We start from the raw sequence: 23,273 nt of genomic DNA, 5'->3' as shown, positions 1-23,273 counted from the left end.
CCGTCAGAACCCCAGCCGCTGGAGCTGCTTCGGGTCGCGCTGCCAGTCCTTGGCCACCTTGACGTGGAGATCGAGGTAGACGCGCGTGCCGAGCAGCGCCTCGATCCCCGCGCGGGCGCGGGTGCCGACCTCGCGCAGGCGCGAGCCGCCCCGGCCGATGACGATGGCCTTCTGCGAGTCCCGCTCGACGTAGATGATGACCTGGACGTCGAGCAGCTCCTTGCCCTCCGGCCGGCCGGGCCGCGGGCTGATCTCCTCCACGACGACGGCGAGGGAGTGCGGCAGCTCGTCCCGCACACCCTCGAGCGCCGCCTCCCGGACGAGCTCCGCGACCATGACCTGCTCGGGCTCGTCGGTCAGCTCGCCCTCCGGGTAGAGCGGCGGGCTGACCGGCAGGAACGAGCACAGGACCTCGGCCACGACGTCCACCTGGTACGCCTCGAGCGAGCTCACCGGCACGATGGCGGCGAACCCGTCCGCCGCGTGCGCCCGGCCCAGCTCCTCGATGTCGATGAGGTGCTCGATCAGGCGGGAGGGCTCGACGGTCTGCGCCTTCGTCGCGATCGCGACGACGGGGGTGCTCACCCCCTCGAGCATGCGCGCGATGAAGTCGTCGCCCGGTCCGATCTTCTGGTCGGCGGGAAGGCAGAAGCCGACGACCTCGACCTCGGCGAGCGTGCCGACGACGAGGTCGTTGAGCCGCGTGCCGAGGAGGGTCCGCGGCCGGTGCAGGCCCGGGGTGTCGACGAGCACGAGCTGGGCGTCGGGCCGGTTGACGATGCCGCGGATCGTGTGCCGCGTCGTCTGCGGGCGACCGGACGTGATCGCGACCTTGGTGCCGACGAGCGCGTTGACGAGCGTCGACTTCCCGGCGTTGGGTCGCCCGACGATGCAGGCGAACCCCGCGCGGTAGGTCTCCGGGTCCTCGACCGTCGGGAAGGTCAGCGGGACGTAGCCGCCCGCGTCGCCCGTCGGGTCGGTCGTCTCGTCGCTCATCGCGTCGCCAGGAAGGTGAGCAGGAGGGTGCGCTGGAGCTCGAACATCTCCTCGCGCTCCTCGGGTTCGGCGTGGTCGAACCCGAGCAGGTGGAGGATGCCGTGCGTCACGAGGAGGAGCATCTCCTCGCCGGCCGAGTGCCCGGCGGCCGCGGCCTGCGCGGTCGCGACCTCGGGGCAGACGACGATGTCGCCGAGGATCCCCTCGGCGCTCGGCGAGTCCTCCGTCCCCGGACGAAGCTCGTCCATCGGGAAGGACATGACGTCGGTCGGCCCGGGCTCGTCCATCCACCGCACGTGGAGCTCGGTCATGGCCGGGACGTCGACGAAGATGATCGACAGCTCGGCCTGCGGGTGCACGTGCATCTGGTCGAGCACGTAGCGCCCGAGCGCCGCGAACTCGGTCTCGTCGACCGGGTACTCGGTCTCGTTGCTGATCTCGATGCTCACCGGTCCTCCTTGTCCCACCGAGCGTAGGCGTCGATGATGTCGCCGACGAGGCGGTGGCGCACGACGTCGGCCGAGGTGAGGCGGCAGAACGCGATGTCGTCGATCCCGTCGAGGATCTCGGTCACCACGCGCAGCCCCGAGCGGGTCCCGCCCGGCAGGTCGACCTGCGTCACGTCGCCCGTCACCACCATCTTCGAGCCGAAGCCGAGGCGGGTGAGGAACATCTTCATCTGCTCGGGGCTGGTGTTCTGGGCCTCGTCGAGCACGATGAACGCGCCGTTCAGCGTCCGACCGCGCATGTACGCCAGCGGCGCGACCTCGATGACGCCGGAGGCCATGAGCCGCGGGATCGAGTCCGGGTCGAGCATGTCGTGCAGCGCGTCGTAGAGCGGGCGCAGGTAGGGGTCGATCTTCTCGGTGAGCGTGCCGGGCAGGAAGCCGAGCCGCTCCCCCGCCTCGACCGCCGGACGCGTGAGGAGGAGGCGCGAGACCTCCTTGTTCTGGAGCGCCTGGACGGCCTTCGCCATCGCGAGGTAGGTCTTGCCCGTTCCGGCGGGGCCGATGCCGAAGGTGACCGTGTTGCGGTCGATCGCCTCGACGTACTCCTTCTGCCCGACGGTCTTGGGGCGGATCGTCTTGCCGCGCGCCGAGAGGATGTTCGTCGTCATGACGCTCGCCGGCGACGTCGCGGCCGGCGAGCGCAGCATGGCGATCGCGCGGTCGACGGCGTCGGCGGACAGCGGCTGGGCCGCCATCGAGATCTGCGACAGCTCCTCGAGCAGGCGCGCGGCCAGCTCCACCTCGCCGCGCGGGCCCTCGAGCGTGAGCAGGCGGTCGCGGGCGTGCACGTCGACGGCGGGGAACCCGCGCTCGACGGCGCGCAGCACCTCGTCGGCCGGCCCCAGGAGCGCGCGCGGGTCGACGCCGTCGGCGAGCTCGAGCCGGTGCACCACCGGCGTGCGCGACTCCGCGCCCGGCTGCCCCGAGCCGCCGCCCGGCTGCGCCGTCACGAGCGCCCCGCCAGCTTGTCGCGCAACCGGGCGAACATCCCGGCCCCGACGGGGGCCAGGCGCGCGGCCGGCGACTCCTCGCCGCGCAGCCCGGCGAGCTCGCGCAGCAGCTCCTGCTGGCGCTCGTCGAGCTTGGTCGGCACCTGGACGTCGAGGTGGACGTGCAGGTCCCCGCGGCCGTGCCCGCGCAGCCGGCCCATGCCCTTGCCGCGCAGCGTCAGCACCTCGTCCGGCTGCGTGCCGGGCGCGATGTCGAGGTCGAGCTGGCCGTCGAGCGACTCGACCGTCAGCACCGTCCCGAGCGCCGCCGCCGTCATGGGCAGGCTCACGGTGCAGTGCAGGTCGTCGCCGCGGCGCGTGAACACCGGGTGCGGGAGCTCGCGCACCTCGACGTAGAGGTCACCGGCGGGACCGCCACCCGGACCGACCTCGCCCTGCCCGGTCAGCTTGATCCGCGACCCGGTCTCGACGCCGGCCGGCACGTCGACGCCGATCGTCCGCCGCGTGCGGACGCGGCCCTCGCCGGAGCACTCGAGGCAGGGCTCGGGGATCGTCGAGCCGTAGCCCTGGCAGGCGTCACAGCGCGCCTGCGTCATGACGTTGCCGAGGAAGGAGCGCGCCACGCGCTGGACCATGCCGCGGCCGCCGCACACGCTGCACGGCCGCGGCGAGGTGCCCGGGCGCGCGCAGGAGCCGTGGCACGTGCCGCACACGACGGCCGTCTCGACCGTGAGGTCCCGGTGCACGCCGAACGCGGCCTCGGCCAGGTCGAGGTCGATCCGCACGAGCGCGTCCTGGCCGCGCCGCGAGCGCGGAACGGGGCCGCGGGCCGTCGCGCCGGCCGTGTTGAACAGCGTCTCGAACAGGTCGCCGAAGCCGAAGCCGCCCATCCCGGGGCCGCCGGCTCCGCCGGCGCCGAACGCCGAGGGTCCACCGAGGTCGTACATCCGGCGCTTCTCCGGGTCCGTGAGGACCTCGGCCGCCATCGTCACCTCCTTGAACTTCTCGGCGGACTCCTCGCCGGCGACGTCCGGGTGGTACTGGCGCGCCAGCTTCCGGTAGGCGCGCTTGATCTCCTCGGTGGTGGCGTCACGCGAGACGCCGAGGATCTCGTAGTAGTCGGTCACGAGCGATGGGCTCCTGTAGTGCGAGGGAACGGACGGTCGGTCGAGCTGGTGGCGTCGGTCGGGCGAGCGGCCGGGTAGTCGGGGCTCACTCGAGCGGCGAGACGAATCGGGACAGGTAGCGTGCGACGGCTCGCACGGCCGCCATGGTGCCGGGGTAGTCCATCCGGGTCGGCCCGAGCACGCCGAGGTAGGCGAGCGCGTCCCCCGTGCCCTCGCGGCCGTAGGGGGCAGCGACGAGCGACGCGTGCGCGAGCGGGGAGTAGCCGTTCTCGGCGCCGATCCGCACCGTGACGTCGCCGCCCGCCTCGCCCTCCGACGCGACGTCGGCGAGCAGGTTCATGAGGACGACCTGCTCCTCCAGCGCCTCGAGGACGGGCTGGAGGCCGTGGTAGAAGTCGAGCGGCGAGCGCGTGAGGTGGCTGTGGCCCGCCATGACGAGGCGGTCCTCGACCTCCTCCGTGAGCGTCTCGACGACGACCTCGGCGATCTGTCGGGCGAGCTCCGCGACGCCGGGCGCCACGACGTCCGGGACCGCGCGCAGGCTGAGCCCGAGCTCGGGCATCCGCCGGCCGGCCGCGGCGACGTTGAACCGGACCCGCAGGTCGGCCACCTCGGCCTCGTCCGGCGCCGCGGCGCCGTCCGGCAGCGTCACGGTGCGCTGCTCGACGCGGCCGGAGTCGGTGATGATGACGGTCATGACGCGGCCGTTCGCCAGCGGCACCACCTCGAGGTGGCGCAGCGCCGAGCGGCGCAGCGACGGGTACTGCACGACCGCCGCCTGCTGCGTGAGCTGCGCGAGGAGCCGCACGGTGCGCTCGACCGCGTCGTCGAGGTCGACCGCCTCGAACAGGAAGGTCTCGATCGCGCGCCGCTCGGCCGGGCTGAGCGCCTTGAGCGCCGCGAGGTGGTCGACGAAGAGCCGGTAGCCGGCGTCCGTCGGGATCCGCCCGGCCGACGTGTGCGGCTGGGCGATGTACCCCTCCTGCTCCAGCGCGGCCATGTCGTTGCGGATGGTCGCCGGGGAGACGCCCAGTGCGTGCCGCTCGACGAGCGCGCGCGAGCCGACCGGCTCCTGGGTCGAGACGTAGTCGGAGACGATGGCGCGCAGGACGTCGAGCCGACGGTTCTTCGTGCTCATCGCTCCTCCTCGCTGACGCTGACCCGACGCTCACCCGACGCAGCGCGGCGCGGTCAGCACTCACCGACCGCGAGTGCCAATTCTACGCCCGCGTGCCAGCGCGCCTCCCGGCGCGCGCGACATCGGGCGGGTTAGCCTCCAACGTGACCGATCGGACCCTCTCCTTCCCCGGCGACCCGTACGGGGCCGACGTGCTGGCCGGCGGCGGGCGCGGCCAGGCGGCCGACCCGCGCGTCCGGACGGGAGCGCGTCGGCCGACGCGGGACGAGCTCGCCGTGCCCGGCCTCGTGGTCGAGGACGTCGCGACCGGGTTCGTCGGCGAGATCATGGCGCTGGAGCGCACGAACGGCGGCGACGTCGTCGTGCTCGAGGACCGCGCCGGGCGTCGCCGCTCGTTCGCGCTCGGCGCCGGGTTCTGGCTCGACGGGGCACCCGTCCGGCTGGTCCGGCCGCCCCGGGTGGCGGAGTCGGCGCCGCGTGCGCGGACGGCGTCGGGATCGCTCGCTGTGGCGGGAGCGAGGGCGCGGGTCGCCCGCGCCTCGCGGATCTGGGTCGAGGGCAAGCACGACGCGGAGCTCGTCGAGAAGGTCTGGGGCGACGACCTGCGCCTGGAGGGGATCGTCGTCGAGCTGCTCGAGGGCGCCGACCACCTGGCCGAGGTGCTCACCGGCTTCCAGCCGGGGCCGACCCGCCGGGCCGGCGTCCTGCTCGACCATCTCGTGCCCGGCTCGAAGGAGCGGCGTCTGGCCGACGACGCGCTGCGCGCTCTCGGACCGGCCGCGGCGCACGTGCGCGTGCTCGGCCACCCGTACGTCGACGTCTGGCAGGCCGTGCGACCCGAGCGGGTCGGGCTGCGGGCGTGGCCGGACGTGCCGCGCGGCACCGACATCAAGGTCGGGACGCTGCGGGCGCTGGGCTGGCCGACCGGCTCCCCCGCCGACGTCGCGCAGGGCTGGCGCCGGATCCTGCGCCAGGTCCGCGACTACCGCGACCTGTCGCCGGCGCTGCTCGGCCGCGTCGAGGAGCTCGTCGACTTCGTCACGGTCGGCGACGGGGACTGACGGCGGCGGGGCTTGCCGCACGGCGGGCTTGCCGCACGGCGGGCCCGGGGCGCCGTCAGACGATGACGACCTCCTCGCCGCGGATCGCGACGTAGAGCCGGGCGTAGGCGGTCACGGCCACCGGGATCGCGACCACCAGGCCGACGAAGCACGCCAGGGCACCCAGCGCGAGGACCACGAGGCAGAGCAGCGCCAGCAGGAGCGTCTGGCCGAGGTTCTCCCGGACGAGACGGAGGGAGGCGCCGATCGCGGCACCGGCCCGGCCGGGGTCGTCCGAGAGCGCGAACGGCGCGAACGCCAGCCCGAGCGACGCGACCAGGCAGACCAGGGCGACGGCCGACGACACCGAGACGGGCGACGTGCTCGACGCCGGCGCGAGCGCCGGCAGCAGGGTGAGCACGGCGATCACGCCGGCGTAGCCGAACCAGCCGCGCGGCAGCGACCAGCAGTCAGCGAACCGCAGGGCACCCGTCCGCACCACCCGGAGCGCGCCGCGCGCGAGGAGGAGCGTGAGGACGCCCGTGACGAGCCCGGAGAGCAGCATCGCGGCGGCACCGACGAGGTAGGTGCGCCAGCCGGACCACGTGCCGAGGAGCACCGCGCCGTTGGCGAGGAACCCGGGGTCGCCGGTGAGAAGCCGGAGCGGGAGGCTGAGCGCCGCGAGCGCCACCCAGACGACCGCGACCAGCCCGCACAGCGTGCCGACGCCGCGCGGGAACATGCTCAGCGCGTCGGACACGGCCCGCGTCGCCGACACGGGGACGACGCCCGGCGGGCCGGCGAACCGGCCGACCGGCGGGCCCGACACGAAGCCGACGCCGTCGCCGACGGCGTCGAGCACGGGTCGGTCAGCTGGAAGGGGTGGCAGAGACGGACCAGCCGGGCCCCCTGAGGGACCCGGCTGGCTCGGGCTGCCGTACGGACCGGGCGGCGGCGGTGCGCCGTAGGGATCCTCTGGCGTCGTCATGCGATGGCGCTCAGGGAGCGACGTAGCCGCCCGTGAGGCGGCGGTACTGGTAGGTGAGCGCGAGGTAGGCCCACGGCATCGTCACGAGGAGACCGATGAAGCAGACGATCGCGCCGAGCGGGGCGACGAGACCGACGATGAGGAGGATGAGGATCGTCGGCACGACGAACTTGAGCGCGAGCTGCGCGCTGTTCTTGAGCGCGTCCTGGAAGCTCTGGCTGCGGTCGATCACGAAGAACATGGCGTAGATCGTGAAGAACAGCACGACGTAGTAGCCGATGTAGGTGAAGGACACGAGACCGGCGGCGACACCCACGATGAGGCCGAGGATCAGGGCCTGGCCGACGTTGCGGAACTTGAAGAAGTCGCCGATCGCGACCTTGCGGCCGTCGGTGATCGCCAGGTAGCCGTTGATGAGGCCGATCTGGGCGAGCGAGGCGAGGACGAACGTCGCGATGCCGAGCACGATCGTCATGCCGATGCCGAGCGAGCCGGCGGCGGCGAACCCGGCGTCGGTGCTGGTGTTGATCGTCATGGACGGGAGGACCGCCACGAGTGCGATGATCCAGACGACGACGCCGATGCCGAGGCCCCACAGCAGGTGCGAGACGATGAGCGCGCCGGCGTTCTCGGAGAACTTGCGCCAGGCCCAGCCGAGCGACTGACCGATGTCGTTGGGGTCGGCGGCGGGCGGGACGGCGCCGTAGCCGGAGACGGGCGGGGGCGGCGGGAAGCCGTCCTGCGGGCCGTAGCCGGGGGCGGGGGTACCGGCCTGGTAGCCACCGGGGCCGGCGGGCGGGTACGCGGAGGCCGGCGGGGGCGGGGTGCCGTACGCGCCGGGCTGCGGCTCACCGGCCGAGGGAACCCCGTAGGGGTTGGACGTCGGCTCGGACGGACGCTGGTCGTCGGGGTTGATCGGCTCGCTCATGCGCGGGCTCGTCCTCTCGAAGGGTCGGGCGGGGTGCGCGGCAGGAGCCGCACGTCCGGGCAGCGACGAACGCCGCTGAACGTTGCAACTGAACCGTTCGGCACCGTCGATGTCAAGAAGCGCCCGGGGCGCGTCATCTGGTGGGCGGCGGCGGGGTGGGGGGACGCGGGGCGGGCGGAGGTGAGGTCGGACGACGAAGCTGGCGGTGAGGTCAGGCGGTGAGCCGGTGCACGACCGTGTCGGCGAGCAGCCGCCCGCGCAGCGTGAGCCGCAGCCGTCCCCCGTCCGCCGGGTCGAGCGTGGCCAGCCCGTCCCGGACCAGCCCGGCGACCTCGGCCCGCGCGGCCGGGCGCAGGCGCGCAAGCTCGTACCCGTCGGCCAGGCGCGTGCCGAGCAGGACGTCCTCGAGCACGCGGGCATCGTCGTCGAGGATCTCGCGCGCGGCCGCGGGCGAGCGCCCGGCGGCCAGCCGGCCGGCGTAGGCGCGCGGGTGCTTGACGTTCCACCAGCGCACGCCGCCGACGTGGCTGTGCGCGCCCGGCCCGATCCCCCACCAGTCGGCGCCGCGCCAGTACGCGAGGTTGTGCCGGCACCGGTCGGCCGGCGTGCGCGCCCAGTTGGAGATCTCGTACCAGTCGTACCCGCCGGCCGCGAGCAGGCCATCGGCCAGCTCGTACTTGTCGGCCTCGTCGTCCCCCGTCGGCGCCGGGAGCTCGCCGCGCGCGACACGGCGGTGCAGCGCCGTCCCGGGCTCGACGGTGAGCGCGTAGGCCGAGACGTGGTCCGGCTCGAGCGCGAGCGCCCCCTCGAGGCTGACCCGCCAGTCGGCGAGGCTCTCCCCCGGCGTGCCGTAGATGAGGTCGAGCGAGACCGAGAGGCCAGCGTCGCGCGCCCACCGCAGGACGAGCGGGACGCGCGCTGGGTCGTGCGTGCGGTCGAGCGTCGCGAGCACCTCGGGCACGAAGGACTGGACGCCGAACGAGACGCGCGTGAACCCCGCGGCGGCCAGGGCCTCGAGATCCGCCGCGTCGACCGAGTCGGGGTTGGCCTCCGTCGTGATCTCGGCCCCGGCCACGATCCCCCACGCGTCGCGGACGGCGCCGAGCATGGCCGCGAGGTCGCGCGGCGGGAGCAGCGTCGGCGTCCCGCCGCCGAGGAAGAAGGTCGACACGGGACGGTCGGGGACGCCGCTCGCGCGCAGCGCGCGCGCCGCCAGGGCCACCTCGGCCGACGCCGTCGCCGCGTAGGAGTCCTGGTCGGCCCCGCCGCCCAGCTCGCGCGCCGTGTAGGTGTTGAAGTCGCAGTAGCCGCAGCGGACGCGGCAGAACGGCACGTGGAGGTAGACCCCGAAGTCGCGCTCGTGCGCCCCGACCGCCGCGCTGGCGGGCAGCGTCCCGTCCGACGGCGCGTCCTCGCCGTCGGGCAGCCTCACTTGCGCGCGTCCTTGTCCTTGCCCGTGGGGGCGTCGGAAGAGAGCGCGGCGATGAAGGCCTCCTGCGGGACGTCGACCCGGCCGATCGTCTTCATCCGCTTCTTGCCCTCCTTCTGCTTCTCCAGGAGCTTGCGCTTGCGGGAGATGTCGCCGCCGTAGCACTTGGCGAGGACGTCCTTGCGCATGGCGCGGATCGTCTCGCGGGCGATGATCCGGGAGCCGACGGCCGCCTGGATCGGGACCTCGAACTGCTGGCGCGGGATCAGCTCCTTGAGCTTGCCGGCCATCATGACGCCGTACGCGTACGCCTTGTCCCGGTGGACGATGGCGCTGAACGCGTCGACCGTCTCGCCCTGGAGCAGGATGTCGACCTTGACGAGGTCGGCCTGCTGGTCGCCCGTCGTCTCGTAGTCGAGCGACGCGTAGCCGCGCGTGCGGGACTTGAGCTGGTCGAAGAAGTCGAACACGATCTCGGCGAGCGGCAGCGTGTAGCGCATCTCGACCCGGTCCTCGGACAGGTAGTCCATCCCGAGCATCGTGCCGCGCCGGGACTGGCACAGCTCCATGATCGCGCCGACGAACTCGTTCGGCGTGAGGATGGTCGCCCGGACCACCGGCTCGCGGACCTCCTTGATCTTGCCCGCCGGGTACTCGCTCGGGTTGGTCACGACGTGGCCGGTGCCGTCCTCCATCGTGACCTCGTAGACGACGTTCGGCGCCGTCGAGATGAGGTCGAGGTTGAACTCGCGCTCGAGCCGCTCGCGGACGATCTCGAGGTGGAGCAGCCCGAGGAAGCCGCACCGGTAGCCGAAGCCGAGCGCGGCCGAGGTCTCGGGCTCGTAGACGAGCGCGGCGTCGTTGAGCTTGAGCTTGTCCAGGGCGTCGCGCAGCGCCGGGTAGTCGGAGCCGTCGATCGGGTAGAGCCCGGAGAACACCATCGGCTTCGGGTCCTGGTAGCCGCCCAGCTCGGCCGACGCGGGCTTGTGCGCGTTCGTGACCGTGTCGCCGACGCGCGACTGGCGCACGTCCTTGACGCCCGTGATGAGGTAGCCGACCTCACCGACGCCGAGGCCCTTCGTCGGCGTCGGCTCGGGCGCGGACACCCCGATCTCGAGCAGCTCGTGGGTGGCGCCCGTCGACATCATGAGGATGCGCTCGCGCGGGTGCAGGTTGCCGTCGACGACGCGGACGTAGGTGACGACGCCGCGGTAGGTGTCGTAGACCGAGTCGAAGATCATGGCGCGGGCCGGCGCGTCCGAGTTGCCGACCGGCGCCGGGATGTCCGCGACGATCCGGTCGAGCAGCTCCTCGACACCGGCGCCGGTCTTGCCGGAGACGCGCAGGCAGTCCTCGGGGTCGCCGCCGATGAGGTTGGCGAGCTCCTCCGCGTACTTCTCCGGCTGCGCCGCCGGCAGGTCGATCTTGTTGAGGACCGGGATGATCGTGAGGTCGTTCTCGAGGGCGAGGTAGAGGTTCGCCAGGGTCTGGGCCTCGATCCCCTGCGCCGCGTCGACCAGGAGGATCGCGCCCTCGCACGCGGCGAGCGAGCGGGAGACCTCGTAGGTGAAGTCGACGTGCCCGGGGGTGTCGATCATGTTGAGCGCGTAGGCGCGCTCGACCGGGCGGCCGTCGACCTCCTCGATCACGGCCCACGGCATGCGCACGGCCTGCGACTTGATCGTGATGCCGCGCTCGCGCTCGATGTCCATCCGGTCGAGGTACTGCGCGCGCATGGCCCGCTCGTCGACGGCACCGGTCTTCTGGAGCATGCGGTCGGCGAGCGTCGACTTGCCGTGGTCGATGTGGGCGATGATGCAGAAGTTGCGCAGCAGGTGCGGCGCCGTCGCCGACGGCAGGATGCTGGCGGCGAGCTCGCGGGACGGAATGGGCACGCTGACTCCGGGACGAGGACGGGGACTGCTCATGGTCCCACGACCCGCGAGGGAATTGCGCCCCGGCGTGTGCGAGCCTTGGTGCATGAGCAGCCAGCAGGGACCCGACTGGGCCTCGTTCGGTCGCAGCGGCAGTCGAGCGATCGCGACGCCGACGCTCGTCGTGCTCCTCATCGGCGCCGCGATGGTGCTCCTCCTGCTCCTGGCCACGCTCGGCATGGACGGGGTCGGCGCGTGGGTGCTGCGCGGGATCGGGGCGGTGCTCGCGGTTCCCGTCGTCATGCTCGCGATCCGCCGGACGCAGGTCCTGGGGCGGCTGGCGCAGATGGAGCGGACGGGCGAGCACCCGGACAACGTCGTCCACGCGACGACACCCGACGGCCAGGCGATCGAGGTCATCGTCCCGGGGGCCGAGCGGACCGTCATGCCCCGGCTCGGGCTCGGCGGCCTGACCGGGTACACGCTCGCGGCGATCGCCTCGGGCGGCGCGGCGTTCGGTCTGTTCCTCATCGTCGGGATCGCGCGGCTCGTCTCGTCGTCGTAGGGACGACCCGGACGACCCCCTCCCACCTCCACCCGACTCGAACCGAGCCGGACCGACCCGGACCACCCCGGCTGGTCTAGGCTCGACGGCGACGCTGCGCACTCGGCGCAGACACGGACGCAGGGGGCTGCTGACATGGGTCGTTACTCGCACACACCCGAACGACGCCGCTGGCTCACGCCGGAACTCATCGGACTCGGCGTGCTGGTCGCGTCGACGGCGGCGACGGTCGTCGTCGCGACCGCGGTCGGCGGCGACCGCGCGGCGACCGGGGACCCGGCGTCGCCGTCCGCGCGGCCGTCGGCGACCGACCCCTCCGACGGGGCGGGTGCGGGTGCCACCGACGGCGTGGTCGACGCGGGTGACGTCTGCGCCGAGCGGTCGCAGCTGCGCGTCGCCGCGGTCGACGCCGTCGCGCCCGTGCTCGAGGAGCTGGCCGACGACGCCTGCGTCACGCTCGACGTCACCGTCGTGAGCGGCGCGGAGGGGGCGGTGCTGCTCGAGGCCGGGACGGTCGACGCCTGGATCCCGGACTCGCGGGAGTACGCGCTCGCGGCGAGCGCCGAGCAGGCGGTCGCCGCCCCGTCGACGGCGTGGAGCCCCGTCGTCATGGTGGCGGAGCCGGCCACCGCCGGAGCGATCGCCGCGGCGGGTGCCGAGGCCGGGACGCCGCTCGCGTGGGGCGTGCTCGCCCGGGACGGCGGCACGGTCGGCGGGCTGCCCGTCGAGCTGCCGGACGCGAGGTCGGCCGTCACGATGTCGCTGGCCGGGCTCCTGTCCGCGGCGACGCAGGCCGCGACGGGTGACCAGTACCTCGGGCTCGCCGCGGCGGCCGGCGCCCTCGCGACCACGACCGAGGTCGCCGATGCCGACGTCGCCGGACCCGTGCCGCCCGGGATCGTGCGGGTGATGGAGCAGCGGGACGTCACCGCGGAGACCGGCGTCGTGCTCGTGACCGCGGACGGGGCGCCGGTGCTCGAGCACCCGTGGATCGGGGACACGGGGCTTCCGGGGGCGGTCGCGCTGCTGGAGGCCCTCGCCTCGCCCGAGGGGTCGGCGGCGCGGGCCGCGGCCGGGCTGGTCGACCCCGGGGTCGCGACGGTCGCCCTCGGCGCCGGTGGCGCGGGCGGCGTCGACGGGGCGGGCGGGGCGGGCGGCGCCGGTGGCGCCGACGGGTCGCGCGGCACCGTCGAGGTGCCCGCGCTGCCGTCGGCCGGCGAGGCCGTGCTCCGGCCGGCGTTCGCGCTCGGCGGCGAGGGGAACCTGCCCGGCAACTCGCTCACCGTGCTCGACGTCTCCGGCTCGATGGGCCGCACGACGCAGGACGGTGGGACGACCCTCATCCAGACGGTGACCCAGGCGTTCGCCACGCTCGTCCACACCCTCAACCCGATCACGAGGGTCGGGCTGTGGGAGTTCTCGTTCGACATGGAGCCGGGGGTCCACCACCGCGAGCTCGTCCCGATCGCCGAGACCGGGGAGAACCTCGACGCGCTCATCGCCGGGGCGACGCAGGCGCAGGTCGTCGGCGACGCCGGGACCGCGCTCAACTCCACGACCGTCGACGCGGTGCGTGCCGTGCGCGAGGCGTGGGACCCGGAGCGGACGAACCTGGTCCTGCTGTTCACGGACGGCCGCGACGAGGACGCACCGGGGGCGCTCAGCCTGGAGGAGGCCGTGGCGGCGCTCAGCTCCGAGCTCGACCCCGACCGACCGGTCGCCCTCATGATGTTCGGCATGGGCGAGGCCGACACCGCGGCCATGCAGCAGCTCGTGGACGCGAACGGCGGGGACGGCGGGGTCTACTCCGCGACCTCGACCGCGCAGCTCCTCGGCGCGTTCACCCAGGTCGTCGGTGACACGCTGCTGTTTCCGTGAACGTCGCTCGTCCTAGGGTGTTCGCGTGCGACTCGTCGACCTGATCACGTCCGTCACCCGCGCGCTGACCCGCCCGGCACGTCCCGCGAGCCGTCCCGCCACGTCCCGTCCGGGCAGCCGGCCGGGTCCGTCGCGCACCGGCCCGAAGCCGGGGGCGCCGGGCGGGTCGGGTGCGCCGGACCGGGGCTCCGGCCCCACCGCGACCGCGACGCCCACGATCCCGGCGGAGGCGCCCTCCCGGGAGGCCGCGCCCCAGGTGGCGGCGCCCGGGGCCGGCGGCTACCCGCCGCCCGTGCTGGGAACGATCGAGTACGACCTGCTGACGATGCCGGCACCGCGCCTGTCCTACGCGCCGGAGGACGACGGTGACCCCGACCCGGGCGAGATCGTCTGGGGCTGGGTGCCGTACGAGGACGACCCGACGCAGGGCAAGGACCGTCCGATGCTCGTCGTCGGGCACGGCGGCCCGGACGGCCACGGCCTGGTCGGGATCCAGCTCACGTCGCAGGATCGCGCCGACCGGGGCGTCATCCGCCAGCGGGACGGCAAGGTCTGGATGGACATCGGGACCGGCGAGTGGGACCGCAAGGGGCGTCCGAGCGAGGTGCGGATCGACCGGCTGCTGCTCGTCGACGCGAGGGCCGTGCGGCGTGAGGGTGGCGTGCTCCCGCGCGACCGATTCGACGCGGTCGTCCTCGTCCTGCGCGAGCATCACGGCTGGTAACGGTCGGTAGCGGGCGCCCCCGAGTTCTACTGGTACGATCGTGGGTCGAGCCTGGCGCCCGCACGGGTCGGCCGGCTCGCTCCCTGTGGCTTCTCCGAGGTGCCCCACGCCTTGTCCCGGCCGCTGGAGAACCCTCGCCGACCCAGTCAGCCGAACCGGAAGTTCACACACGTGGCAAACATCAAGTCGCAGATCAAGCGCAACCGCACCAACGAGAAGGCGCGCCTGCGCAACAAGGCCGTCAAGTCCGAGCTGAAGACCTACGTGCGCAAGACGCGCGAGGCCATCGCCGAGGGCGACAAGGACAAGGCCACCGAGGCCCTGCGCGTCGCGTCCCGCAAGCTCGACAAGGCCGTGAGCAAGGGCGTCATCCACAAGAACCAGGCCGCGAACCGCAAGTCGGCTCTCGCGCTCCAGGTCGCCGCTCTCTGACGATCAGCACCTCGGCGCACACCGCGCCACCGCCGAACGGCGCCGCTTCCCTCGGGGGCGGCGCCGTTCGGCTGTGAGCGTCTCGGCGTCGAACGGCACCGAGGCACGACTCGCGGGAGGTCGCGGGAGGTTCGCGGGAGGTCGACCGGCGCCGAGCTGGGGGACCTTCCAGCGGCGCCGGCGCCGTCAGCGTGTACCGCGAGCCTGGGCGACGCGGCGGACGGCCCGCTCGATGGCGAACGACGCCGAGCGTCCCTCGCCCTTGACCTCCGCGTCGGCGGAGGCCACCGCGAGGATCGCGGAGGCGAGCCCCTCGGGAGTCCAGCCACGCAGCTCCTTGCGGGCGCGGTCGATCTGCCACGGCGCGACCCCGGCCAGGGCACCCGGGCGACCGCTGGAGCCCGCGACCTTCGCCATGGTGCGCAGCTTGAGCGCCATCGCGGCGACCAGCGGCACCGGGTCGGTCCCGCTCGCCATCGCGTGCCGCACGAGCGCGAGCGCCTCACCCTCCTGCCCCGCCACCGCCGCGTCGGCGACCCGGAAGCCCGTGGCCTCGACTCGTCCGCCGTAGTAGCGGTTGACGACGTCGACGTCGACGGTCCCCGTCGTGTCACTCACGAGCTGGGCGGCGGCGGCGGCGAGCTCGCGCAGGTCGGAGCCGACCGCCTGGACCAGCGCGACGACCGCCTCCCCCGCGATGCGTCGGCGCGCCCGGGCGAACTCGCCCGAGACGAAGGATCCCTTCTCGCGCTCGGGGATCTCGTCGCACTGCACGACCACGGCGCCCGCGGCGGTGACGGCCTCGAGCACCTTCTTGCCCTTGACGCCGCCGGCGTGGGTGAGCACGAGCGTGACGTCGGGCGCCGGGTCCGCGAGGTAGCCGATCAGGTCGGTGGCACAGGCGTCGTTGAGCGCTTCGAGCCCGACGATCTCCAGGTGCCGTGGCTCCGCGAACAGCGACGGCGATGCGAGGACCGCGAGCCGGCCCTGCTGGTACTGCGCCGCCTCGATCCGAGTCACCTCGACGGTCGCCCCCGGGTCGGACTCCGCGGCGCGGGTCCTGGCCTGCCGAGCGAGGCTGGCGACGGCGCGCTCGGCGAGCAGACCCTCCTTACCCCGGACGAGGACGAGCGGGGAGAGCTCGACCCGGTCCCAGGTGGTGGTGGCGACGGAGGCGCGGCGGGCTGGAGGCACGCGTCAAGACTGCCAGACGCCACCGACATCGACGCCGCCGGATCCACAGCCGCCCGCCCCGGGCCGACCATTTCTTGACTCACAGGTACAAAAATGGGATAGCCTTGCCCCATGGGACGACCGCGCAAGATCGACGAGGACACCGCGATCGACCGCGCCATGGACCTGTTCTGGCGCCAGGGCTATCGCGGTACCAGCCCGCAGGACCTCGTCGATGCGGTCGGCATGGGCAAGGGCAGCCTCTACCACGCCTTCGGCAGCAAGCGGGAGCTGTTCGGCCGGGCGCTCGACCGCTACCGCGACCAGCAGGCGATCCTCGTCGACGAGGCGCTCGCTCGACCGGGACCCGTCAAGGAGCGCATCGCGAACGCGCTCGTCCTGATGGTCGACATGAACGCGGCCGACCCGGACCGTCGGGGCTGCCTCGCCGTCAACACCGCGGCCGAGCTGGCCGGGTTCGACGAGGACGCGACCGATCGCGTGCGTGCCATGTTCGAGCGGACCACCGCGACCTTCCTCGACGCGATCCGCACCGCCCGGGCCGCCGGCGAGCTGCGCGACGACCTGGACCCGGAGGCCGTCGCGACCCACCTGCTGACGACGCTGGTCGGCCTCCAGCTCCTGTCGAAGGCCCGGACGGACCCGTCCGCCCTCAAGCGATCGATCGCCGTCGCACTCGCCCCTCTCTGACCACCCCCGAACCGTCGCGCTGCGCGACTCCTCACGTCGCTCCCTCGCGTCCAAGTTGTGTACCTGTAGTTCAACTAAGGAGAAGAGACATGGACCTGGACCTCGCCGGGAAGATCGCCGTCGTCACCGGGGCGAGCCGTGGCATCGGGCTCGCGACCGTCCGCGCGCTCCGCGACGAGGGAGCCGTGGTGGTCGCGGCCGCCCGACGTCCCACCCCGGACCTGACGGCCGCCGCCACGACCACCGTCGCCACCGACCTCGCCACCGCCGACGGGGCGACCCAGCTGATCGAGGCCACGAGACGCGAGCACGGGCACGTCGACCTGCTGGTCAACAACGTCGGCGGAGGCGCTCGCCTCAGCCTCGCCCCGTTCGGCGAGCTCGACGACGAGGACTGGGCGGACGCCCTCGCGACGAACCTCATGAGCGCGGTCCGGGTCACCCGCGCCGCCCTGCCCCTGCTGGGCAGGAACGGCGGCGCGATCGTCAACGTGTCATCCATCGGCGCCCGACGGCCGGACGGTCCGCCGCTCGCCTACAACGTCGCGAAAGCGGCGCTGTCGGCCCTGACGGCTGGGCTGGCGGCCGAGCTGGCGCGGTTGGGCGTCCGCGTCAACACGGTCTCCCCTGGGCCGACCCGCACCGCGATGTGGCAGTCCGAGCACGGCCTCGGCGGCCAGCTCGCGGCGGCCATGAACGTCCCGATCGACGCCGTCGTCGCCGGAGCGCCGGCACAGGTCGGGATGGTCACGGGCCGGCTCTCGGAGCCCGAGGAGGTCGCAAGCCTCATCTGCTTCCTGCTCTCCGGGCGCGCCGACAACATCACGGGGGCCGACCATCTCGTCGACGGCGGCGCCATCCGCTCGCTCTAGCCTCGGGCGCACGCGTGGGCGCAGCGGCGGTGCTGGTCCTCGATGTCGGTGTCGGCGATCCCGGCGCGCGCGCCGGCGTCTGCGCGTGCGGGACGCACCGTGTCACCTCGAGCCGTCCGCCGTCCGCGCGCCGGACGGTCACGGTTCCGCAGAGATCGGTGCGCACGGGCAGGCTCCCCGCCTCGTCGATCGCGGTCAGCACCCACGGCGCGGGATGACCGTAGCGGTTGTCGGCGCCGACGCTCACGAGCGCGACCCGGCCGGACGCGGCGGCGAGGAACGCGGGATCGGCGTCCGGGGAGCCGTGGTGCGCCACGACCGTGACGTCGGGGGCTCCGGCGTCGAGCACGGCCGCGAGCGCCGGGGTCCGCAGGAGCGCGGCCTGGGCTCCCGCCCCGAGGTCGCCGACCGCCAGCACGCTCGTCCCGCCCGCACGCACGAGAACGGCGAGACTGAGGCCGTTCGCCTCGCTCTCGTCGACCTCGCCCCGCAGCTCGACCGCCCGCCGGGTCGGCCAGAGGAACTCGAGCGTTGCCGCTCCGCCCGCGACCGAGGCGACCGGTCCGGCCGGGATCTCGTCGGCCACCACGACGTCGACGACGGGGACGTCAGCTGCCACGAGAGCACGCCTGACCTCGGCCAGCCGTTCCTCGGGCACGTCGGGGAGATAGGCGCGCTCGACGCTCGCGACGGCGAGCAGCTCGTCGAGCCCGCCGACGTGGTCGAGGTCCGCGTGCGAGAGGACGAGCGCGACGACGCGCGAGACCCCGGCGGCGCGCAGGCAGGGGCCAAGACCGCTGTCGGGCGGCCCGACGTCGAGCACGACCGCGCCAGCCTCTCCCCCGCCCTCGGGCGCAGCCGAGACGAGCACGGCGGCGCCCTGCCCGACGCCGCAGGCGACGACTCGCCACCCGGGAGCGACCGATGTCGCGCTCCACACGGGCCGCACCACGTCCCCGACACTCTGCCGGGTGGCCGGGACGACGACGGCGACGAGGACCAGCGCGAGCCCGGCTGCCGTCGCCACCCGGCCGTGCCGCCGCCACCACGCGCGCCCACGCCAGGCCGCGCCGGTCAGGACGACGGCGAGCAGCAGCCCGCGCCACCCGACCGGCCACGGCAGCCGCGCGAGCGGAGCGGACGCCAGCCGTGTCGCGACCTGGTCGATCCACCACGTGCCGGGGGTCGCCGCGAGCAGCAGGGCGTGCGCCCCGGCGGGCCAGACACCACCGAGGACGGCGGCACCGAGCCCCAGGAGCGTCACCGCGGGAACCACCGGCGCCACGAGAGCGTTCGCCGGCACGGCGTACGTCGCAACGCCCGGGTCGACGAGGAGCAGGACGGGCAGACAGGCGATCTGGGCCGCCAGCGGGACGGCCAGCGCCGGGGCCAGGGCGGCGGCCCGACCGAGGCGGTCCGCGATCGCCGCGGTCAGGCGTCCCGACCCCAGCACGATGCCGGCCGTGGCACTCACGGACAGCGCGAAGCCGATCGAGCCCGCGATCCAGGGATCGAGCAGGACGAGCACGCCGACAGCCGCCGAGAGTGCTGCCATGGCCTGACTCCGGCGCCCCAGCGCGAGGGCCAGGAGCAGCACGACACCCATGGCGCTCGCTCGGACCACGCTCGGCTCCGGACCGACCAGCAGCACGAGGCCGCCGAGCACGAGCACGCCGATCGCGAGGCGGATCGCCAGCGACAGGCCGCCGGCGAGCGTCATGACGAGGCCGAGCACGATCGCCACGTGGGCTCCCGACACCGCGAGCAGGTGTCCGAGCGAGGTCGCGGACATGGCATCGGCGAGGGCGACGGGGACGCGGTCGTCGTCGCCGACCGCGATCCCGGGCAGGAGCTGGGCATGGCCCGGCAGGCCGGCCGTTGCGCCTCGCAGGTCCGCGCGGACGCGCGCCGCGAGGACCTGCGGCGGCGGGGGCACACCGCGCGGGACCGGATCGCCTCGAACCAGCACGAGCGCGGTCGGGCGCCCGCTCGGCGCGGTGGGCCGGAGCGTCGCCGGAGCGCTCACGCGCGCGCCGGGGACGAGGTCGCCCCAGCCGCCCCCCGGGGCCAGGACGCGCACGGGTGAACGCATCGAGGCGACCGAGGTCTGCGACCCGACCTCCTCCAGCGTGGCGGCGAACGAGACGCGCCCTCCGCCGTCGAGACCTGCGGCGGCACGGGAGGGCGGAGAGTCGACGCGGAGCACGACCGTCACGGACCCCGACTCCACCGCGGCGAGCAGTGCCGGTGGGCGCCGGACGGCGTCCTGGACCACCACGGACCCGTCGACCGCGAGCATGGCCGCCGCCGTGAGCAGGAGCATCGGAACGGGCGGACCCCACCCGGATCGATGAGCGCCGCCCCCGCCGCGGGATCCCCAGCGCACGGCGAGCAGTGCCAGCAGGGTCGCGGCGGCGGCAACGCCACCCCTCACCACCGCTCCGCCCGCGGTCGCGACCACGGCGACGGCCCACGCCGCGAGGGCCGGGACCGCGAGACGAAGGTCGAGCGCTCTCAGGCGTCCGCTCATACCGTCACCAGATCCCGCAGGCGCTCCATGACCGTCGGGCCGATGCCCGAGACCTCCTCGACCTCCGCCACGTCCTGGAAGCCACCGTGCTCCTCGCGCCACGCAATGATCCGGTCCGCGAGCGCCGGGCCGATACCGGGAAGCGTGTCGAGCGTGGCGGCGTCGGCGGAGTTGAGGTCGACGACGCCGGGCGTGCCAGCGGGCGACGTCCCCGCCGCCCGCGCCGTCCCGCTGAGGGCGGGCGGAAGCTCCTCGCCGAGCGCCGGGACGTAGATCTGCTCCGCGTCCGAGACGGGTCTCGCGAGGTTCACGGCGTCGAGGTCCGCGTCCTCCCGCGCACCGCCGGCCGCCTCGACCGCGTCCCGCAGCCGCGCGCCCGGGTCGAGCTCGACCACGCCGGGCTCGTTGACGTGACCGGCGACGTGGACGACGAGCGTCACCGACCCGGCAGAGGCGCCGGACGACGCCACGGCGGTGGGATCGGTCGAGGCGGGCCCGAGCTGTCCGTCGACGACCGCGGAGTCCGCGGCTGGGTCGACGACGGGATCGCTCACCCCCGGGGACATCGCGACGACGTCGGGGGCGTCGGGCACGGCCACCACATCGGGGGTGAGCGCCACCGCACGCACCGCGACCAGCGCGACGAGAGCGAGCAGCGCGACTCCAGCACCCGCGAGCGCCCGCCGGTCCAGCCGTCGCCGACCGCGCGACTGCGCCGGGCCGCGCCTGCGACGCTCCGACATCGCACGCTCCGCGCTCCCGGCGCCCTCGGGCGAGGCGGGCTCCGCGTCGCCGGTCGCGTCGGAGTCCCAGGCGGCCACCCCCTCCGAGGCGAGGTAGGCCACACGGGTGAGGCGGTGCAACCGCTCCTGCTGGGCGCGCTGACGAGATGACATGGCGGGGACGTTAGGCCCGTCGGCAGGGCCTCCGCTGACCGGGTGTGAACGGGGCCGAGAGAACGGCATCTCGCCCACCTGTGGACAGCCAGCGCGCACGACGGATCGCCCGACCCGGCCGATGTCCACACCGGTCTCCACGATGTCGGCCGGTGGTCCTAGGCTCGGACGCAGACCGAGAGCCGTCGCCACCGCGCACGGCGTCGAGAGGAGTCAGCGATGACCGTTCCCACCCCCGAGGAGCTCGCCCGTCTGCGCGCCGATGCGGCGGCGGCCGAGGCCGCGGCAGCCGAGGCGAAGGCGGCCGCGGCACGAGCAGCTCTCGCCGCAGCCGAGGCGGCGGCCGCCTCGTCAGCGACGTCCGCTGGCACCGAGGTCGGCGCCACGACCGGCGCCGACGACGCTCACGCGGGCGGCACCGCAGCGACCACCGGCGGGACGACCACGACCGGGGGTGCGGACGAGTCAGCCGGGGCGCCCGGCGTCACCGCGACGGACGAGGCGACGGGCGCGGTCGTGCCGGCACCCGAGGAGGCCGAGTCCTCCGCCGAGCAGGAACCAACGGCCTCCGAACCGACGGACGCACCCGCCGGCGAGGTGTCCGTCGCACCCGCCCCAACCCCTGGGAAGGAGCCGGCCGCCGTGCAGGACCCGGCGGCAGCCGCATCCCCGACCGCGGCGGCCCCGGAACCGTCAACGGGCCAGGAGGACCTCACCGGCTATCCGGCCGAGGTCGCGAACGCCTACGCCTTCCCCGGCACGATGCCGCTGGGCGCGCTGCTCGTCGACGGCACGCCAGAGCCGCGGGCCCAGGTCGGGCTGGCGCTCGGCATGCTCAACCGGCACGGGCTCGTCGCCGGTGCGACCGGAACAGGCAAGACGCGCACGCTCCAGGTGATGGCGGAGGGCGCCAGCACGGCTGGAATCCCCGTCTTCCTCGCCGACATCAAGGGCGACCTGTCGGGGCTGGTCGAGCCCGGGACGGCGTCGGAGAAGCTGCTCGCGCGGACGTCGTCGCTCGGCCAGGACTGGCAGGCGACGGGGTTCCCGGTCGAGTTCTACACGCTGGGTGGCCTCGGCACGGGTGTGCCGATCCGGACCACCGTCACCGAGTTCGGCCCGCTCCTGCTGTCGAAGGTGCTCGGCCTCAACGCGACGCAGGAGTCCAGCCTCGGCCTCATCTTCCACTGGGCGGACACGCGCGGTCTCGCCCTCCTCGACCTCAAGGACCTCCAGGCGACGATCGCCTACCTCACCTCGGACGAGGGCAAGAACGAGCTCAAGGGCATCGGTGGCGTCTCGACCGCGACGGCCGGCGTCATCCTGCGCGAGATCGTCGCGCTCCAGGCGCAGGGGGCCGACGCGTTCTTCGGCGAGCCGGCCTTCGCCGTCTCGGAGCTGCTGCGCGTCGCACCGGACGGCCGCGGCGTCATCTCGTGTCTGGAGCTGCCAGCTGTCGCGGACCGGCCAGCCATGTTCTCGACGTTCCTCATGTGGCTGCTGGCCGAGCTCTACGGGGAGCTGCCGGAGGTCGGTGACCTCGACAAGCCCAAGCTCGTCTTCTTCTTCGACGAGGCGCACCTGCTCTTCAACGACGCGTCGAAAGACTTCCTCGCGGAGGTCGTCAAGACGGTTCGGCTCATCAGGTCCAAGGGCGTTGGGGTCTTCTTCATCACGCAGACCCCGCAGGACGTGCCCGCCGACGTGCTCGCCCAGCTCGGCAACCGCGTCCAGCACGCGCTGCGCGCCTTCACCCCGCAGGACGCGGCGGCGCTGCGCGCCGCCGTCCGGACCTACCCGACCTCGCCCTACGACCTGGAGAAGCTGCTCACGTCGCTCGGCACCGGCGAGGCCGTCGTCACGGTGATGTCGGAAAAGGGCGCGCCCACCCCCGTCGCGTGGACGCGCATGCGCGCGCCGGAGGCCTCGATGGAGCCGGCGGACGCCAGTCGGGTGGAGGCCGTCGTGGCCTCCTCCCCCGTCCAGGCGCGCTACGGAACGGCGATCGACAACGAGTCCGCCTACGAGATCCTGCAGCGACGCTTCGCCGAGCAGGAGGCGGCCCAGGCGGCCGAGGACGCGCGTGTTGCGGCCGAGAAGGCGGCGGCCGAGCACGCCAAGACGGCGGAGAAGGAGGCGCGCGAGGCCGAGAAGGTCGCGAAGGAGCGCGCCCGTGAGATGGAGCGGATGCGCAAGGAGCTGGAGCGGGAGGCCAAGACCTCGGCCGGGTCGAGCCGGTCGTCGTCGCGCACGTCGAAGTCCTCGGGCGCCTCGGCACTTGACAACTTCCTCAAGTCGGCCGGCACACAGCTTGGGCGGGAGATCACGCGGTCGATCTTCGGGACGCGCCGCCGCTAGGACACCGGGAGCGCCCGCGCCCCCTCGGCTCGGAGCCGTCGCCGCCCGTGTCGCGGCGCGCGGTCACCGTGTCGGGGTTGCGTCACCGACACGGCCCCCGGCCCCCAACCCCGGGTGAATGCATGACTATGCAGCCACCTGTATGCTTGACACCC

20 protein-coding genes are annotated in these 23,273 nt (G+C 74.0%); 8 read left to right on the top strand and 12 right to left on the bottom strand.

Translation table 11 applies throughout. The annotated features are described in order from the left end of the window. Positions 1–3: 3 nt before the first annotated feature. From era to hrcA, 5 genes are all read right to left on the bottom strand, one after another. Positions 4–996, bottom strand: a complete 993-nt coding sequence (era, locus tag EDD28_RS13040; RefSeq protein WP_123740228.1) for a GTPase Era — start codon at positions 994–996, stop codon at positions 4–6. Further along, on the bottom strand, positions 993–1,445 hold the full coding sequence (gene ybeY / locus EDD28_RS13035; RefSeq protein ID WP_123740227.1) for an rRNA maturation RNase YbeY: 453 nt from the start codon (positions 1,443–1,445) through the stop codon (positions 993–995). Before ybeY ends, era begins: the two co-directional genes overlap by 4 nt. Next, positions 1,442–2,455 carry a PhoH family protein gene (locus EDD28_RS13030; protein WP_123740226.1) on the bottom strand — a complete coding sequence of 338 codons (1,014 nt, stop codon included), beginning with the start codon at positions 2,453–2,455 and terminating at the stop codon, positions 1,442–1,444. Before EDD28_RS13030 ends, ybeY begins: the two co-directional genes overlap by 4 nt. Continuing rightward, entirely contained in the window at positions 2,452–3,582 is a 1,131-nt protein-coding gene (gene dnaJ / locus EDD28_RS13025; RefSeq protein WP_123740225.1) for a molecular chaperone DnaJ, read from the bottom strand. The genes EDD28_RS13030 and dnaJ overlap by 4 nt, the downstream gene beginning before the upstream one ends. An 85-nt stretch (positions 3,583–3,667) precedes the next feature. Continuing rightward, positions 3,668–4,720, bottom strand: a complete 1,053-nt coding sequence (hrcA, locus tag EDD28_RS13020) for a heat-inducible transcriptional repressor HrcA (protein ID WP_123740224.1) — start codon at positions 4,718–4,720, stop codon at positions 3,668–3,670. A gap of 143 nt (positions 4,721–4,863) precedes the next feature. On the opposite strand from hrcA, the gene EDD28_RS13015 reads away from it, so the two are divergent. Then, a complete protein-coding gene (locus EDD28_RS13015; protein ID WP_245968079.1) occupies positions 4,864–5,781 on the top strand; it encodes a DUF3097 family protein in 918 nt (305 codons plus the stop codon). 55 nt (positions 5,782–5,836) lie between these two features. On the opposite strand, the gene EDD28_RS13010 is transcribed toward EDD28_RS13015, so the two are convergent. The 4 genes from EDD28_RS13010 to lepA form a co-directional block, all read right to left on the bottom strand. Beyond that, positions 5,837–6,622: a hypothetical protein gene (locus tag EDD28_RS13010; protein ID WP_123740223.1), complete on the bottom strand. Its 786-nt coding sequence runs from the start codon at positions 6,620–6,622 to the stop codon at positions 5,837–5,839. 136 nt (positions 6,623–6,758) lie between these two features. After that, positions 6,759–7,676 carry a hypothetical protein gene (locus EDD28_RS13005; protein WP_123740222.1) on the bottom strand — a complete coding sequence of 306 codons (918 nt, stop codon included), beginning with the start codon at positions 7,674–7,676 and terminating at the stop codon, positions 6,759–6,761. A 211-nt stretch (positions 7,677–7,887) separates the two neighbouring features. Then, positions 7,888–9,108, bottom strand: coding sequence for a radical SAM family heme chaperone HemW (gene hemW, locus EDD28_RS13000; protein WP_123740221.1), 1,221 nt, complete (start codon positions 9,106–9,108; stop codon positions 7,888–7,890). Next, positions 9,105–11,000: a translation elongation factor 4 gene (gene lepA, locus EDD28_RS12995; RefSeq protein WP_245968078.1), complete on the bottom strand. Its 1,896-nt coding sequence runs from the start codon at positions 10,998–11,000 to the stop codon at positions 9,105–9,107. The genes hemW and lepA overlap by 4 nt, the downstream gene beginning before the upstream one ends. An 85-nt stretch (positions 11,001–11,085) precedes the next feature. Here lepA and EDD28_RS12990 point away from each other — a divergent pair, with 85 nt between their 5' ends. From EDD28_RS12990 to rpsT, 4 genes are all read left to right on the top strand, one after another. Continuing rightward, entirely contained in the window at positions 11,086–11,544 is a 459-nt protein-coding gene (locus EDD28_RS12990) for a hypothetical protein (RefSeq protein ID WP_123740219.1), read from the top strand. Between the two features lie 135 nt (positions 11,545–11,679). Next, positions 11,680–13,422 (top strand): VWA domain-containing protein, encoded by a 1,743-nt coding sequence (locus EDD28_RS12985; protein WP_148059624.1) that lies wholly within the window; start codon positions 11,680–11,682, stop codon positions 13,420–13,422. 25 nt (positions 13,423–13,447) lie between these two features. Next, positions 13,448–14,146, top strand: coding sequence for a type II toxin-antitoxin system PemK/MazF family toxin (locus tag EDD28_RS17980; protein ID WP_245968077.1), 699 nt, complete (start codon positions 13,448–13,450; stop codon positions 14,144–14,146). A gap of 171 nt (positions 14,147–14,317) precedes the next feature. After that, positions 14,318–14,578 carry a 30S ribosomal protein S20 gene (gene rpsT / locus EDD28_RS12975; RefSeq protein ID WP_123740217.1) on the top strand — a complete coding sequence of 87 codons (261 nt, stop codon included), beginning with the start codon at positions 14,318–14,320 and terminating at the stop codon, positions 14,576–14,578. Between the two features lie 186 nt (positions 14,579–14,764). Here the strand turns inward: rpsT and holA are convergent, their stop codons facing one another. Beyond that, on the bottom strand, positions 14,765–15,772 hold the full coding sequence (gene holA / locus EDD28_RS12970) for a DNA polymerase III subunit delta (protein ID WP_123740216.1): 1,008 nt from the start codon (positions 15,770–15,772) through the stop codon (positions 14,765–14,767). Positions 15,773–15,883: 111 nt separating this feature from the next. Here holA and EDD28_RS12965 point away from each other — a divergent pair, with 111 nt between their 5' ends. Continuing rightward, on the top strand, positions 15,884–16,462 hold the full coding sequence (locus tag EDD28_RS12965) for a TetR/AcrR family transcriptional regulator (protein WP_123740215.1): 579 nt from the start codon (positions 15,884–15,886) through the stop codon (positions 16,460–16,462). A gap of 89 nt (positions 16,463–16,551) precedes the next feature. Further along, entirely contained in the window at positions 16,552–17,334 is a 783-nt protein-coding gene (locus EDD28_RS12960) for an SDR family NAD(P)-dependent oxidoreductase (RefSeq protein WP_123740214.1), read from the top strand. Here EDD28_RS12960 and EDD28_RS12955 read toward each other — a convergent pair. Both EDD28_RS12955 and EDD28_RS12950 read right to left on the bottom strand, forming a co-directional pair. Beyond that, entirely contained in the window at positions 17,285–19,864 is a 2,580-nt protein-coding gene (locus tag EDD28_RS12955) for a ComEC/Rec2 family competence protein (RefSeq protein ID WP_123740213.1), read from the bottom strand. The genes EDD28_RS12960 and EDD28_RS12955 overlap by 50 nt on opposite strands. Then, complete coding sequence (locus EDD28_RS12950; protein ID WP_148059623.1) at positions 19,861–20,760, bottom strand: ComEA family DNA-binding protein; 900 nt, start codon at positions 20,758–20,760, stop codon at positions 19,861–19,863. Before EDD28_RS12950 ends, EDD28_RS12955 begins: the two co-directional genes overlap by 4 nt. A 219-nt stretch (positions 20,761–20,979) precedes the next feature. Between EDD28_RS12950 and EDD28_RS12945 the strand changes: the two genes are divergently transcribed. Then, on the top strand, positions 20,980–23,118 hold the full coding sequence (locus tag EDD28_RS12945) for a helicase HerA-like domain-containing protein (RefSeq protein ID WP_123740211.1): 2,139 nt from the start codon (positions 20,980–20,982) through the stop codon (positions 23,116–23,118). Positions 23,119–23,273 lie beyond the last annotated feature (155 nt).

The sequence above is a fragment of the Salana multivorans genome (assembly GCF_003751805.1).
GTDB lineage: Bacteria > Actinomycetota > Actinomycetes > Actinomycetales > Beutenbergiaceae > Salana > Salana multivorans.
The sequence above is the reverse complement of the archived record's forward strand: the minus strand, read 5'-3'. Positions and strand labels throughout refer to the sequence as shown.

What these genes read in the sequence shown, in the direction of transcription:
- EDD28_RS12965 (WP_123740215.1), top strand. Translation starts at nt 15,884, where the DNA reads ATGGGACGACCGCGCAAGATCGACGAGGACACCGCGATCGACCGCGCC.
- EDD28_RS13005 (WP_123740222.1), bottom strand. Translation starts at nt 7,676, where the DNA reads ATGAGCGAGCCGATCAACCCCGACGACCAGCGTCCGTCCGAGCCGACG.
- EDD28_RS12955 (WP_123740213.1), bottom strand. Translation starts at nt 19,864, where the DNA reads ATGAGCGGACGCCTGAGAGCGCTCGACCTTCGTCTCGCGGTCCCGGCC.
- era (WP_123740228.1), bottom strand. Translation starts at nt 996, where the DNA reads ATGAGCGACGAGACGACCGACCCGACGGGCGACGCGGGCGGCTACGTC.
- EDD28_RS12990 (WP_123740219.1), top strand. Translation starts at nt 11,086, where the DNA reads ATGAGCAGCCAGCAGGGACCCGACTGGGCCTCGTTCGGTCGCAGCGGC.
- hrcA (WP_123740224.1), bottom strand. Translation starts at nt 4,720, where the DNA reads ATGAGCACGAAGAACCGTCGGCTCGACGTCCTGCGCGCCATCGTCTCC.
- EDD28_RS12960 (WP_123740214.1), top strand. Translation starts at nt 16,552, where the DNA reads ATGGACCTGGACCTCGCCGGGAAGATCGCCGTCGTCACCGGGGCGAGC.
- EDD28_RS12945 (WP_123740211.1), top strand. Translation starts at nt 20,980, where the DNA reads ATGACCGTTCCCACCCCCGAGGAGCTCGCCCGTCTGCGCGCCGATGCG.
- EDD28_RS12950 (WP_148059623.1), bottom strand. Translation starts at nt 20,760, where the DNA reads ATGTCATCTCGTCAGCGCGCCCAGCAGGAGCGGTTGCACCGCCTCACC.
- EDD28_RS12985 (WP_148059624.1), top strand. Translation starts at nt 11,680, where the DNA reads ATGGGTCGTTACTCGCACACACCCGAACGACGCCGCTGGCTCACGCCG.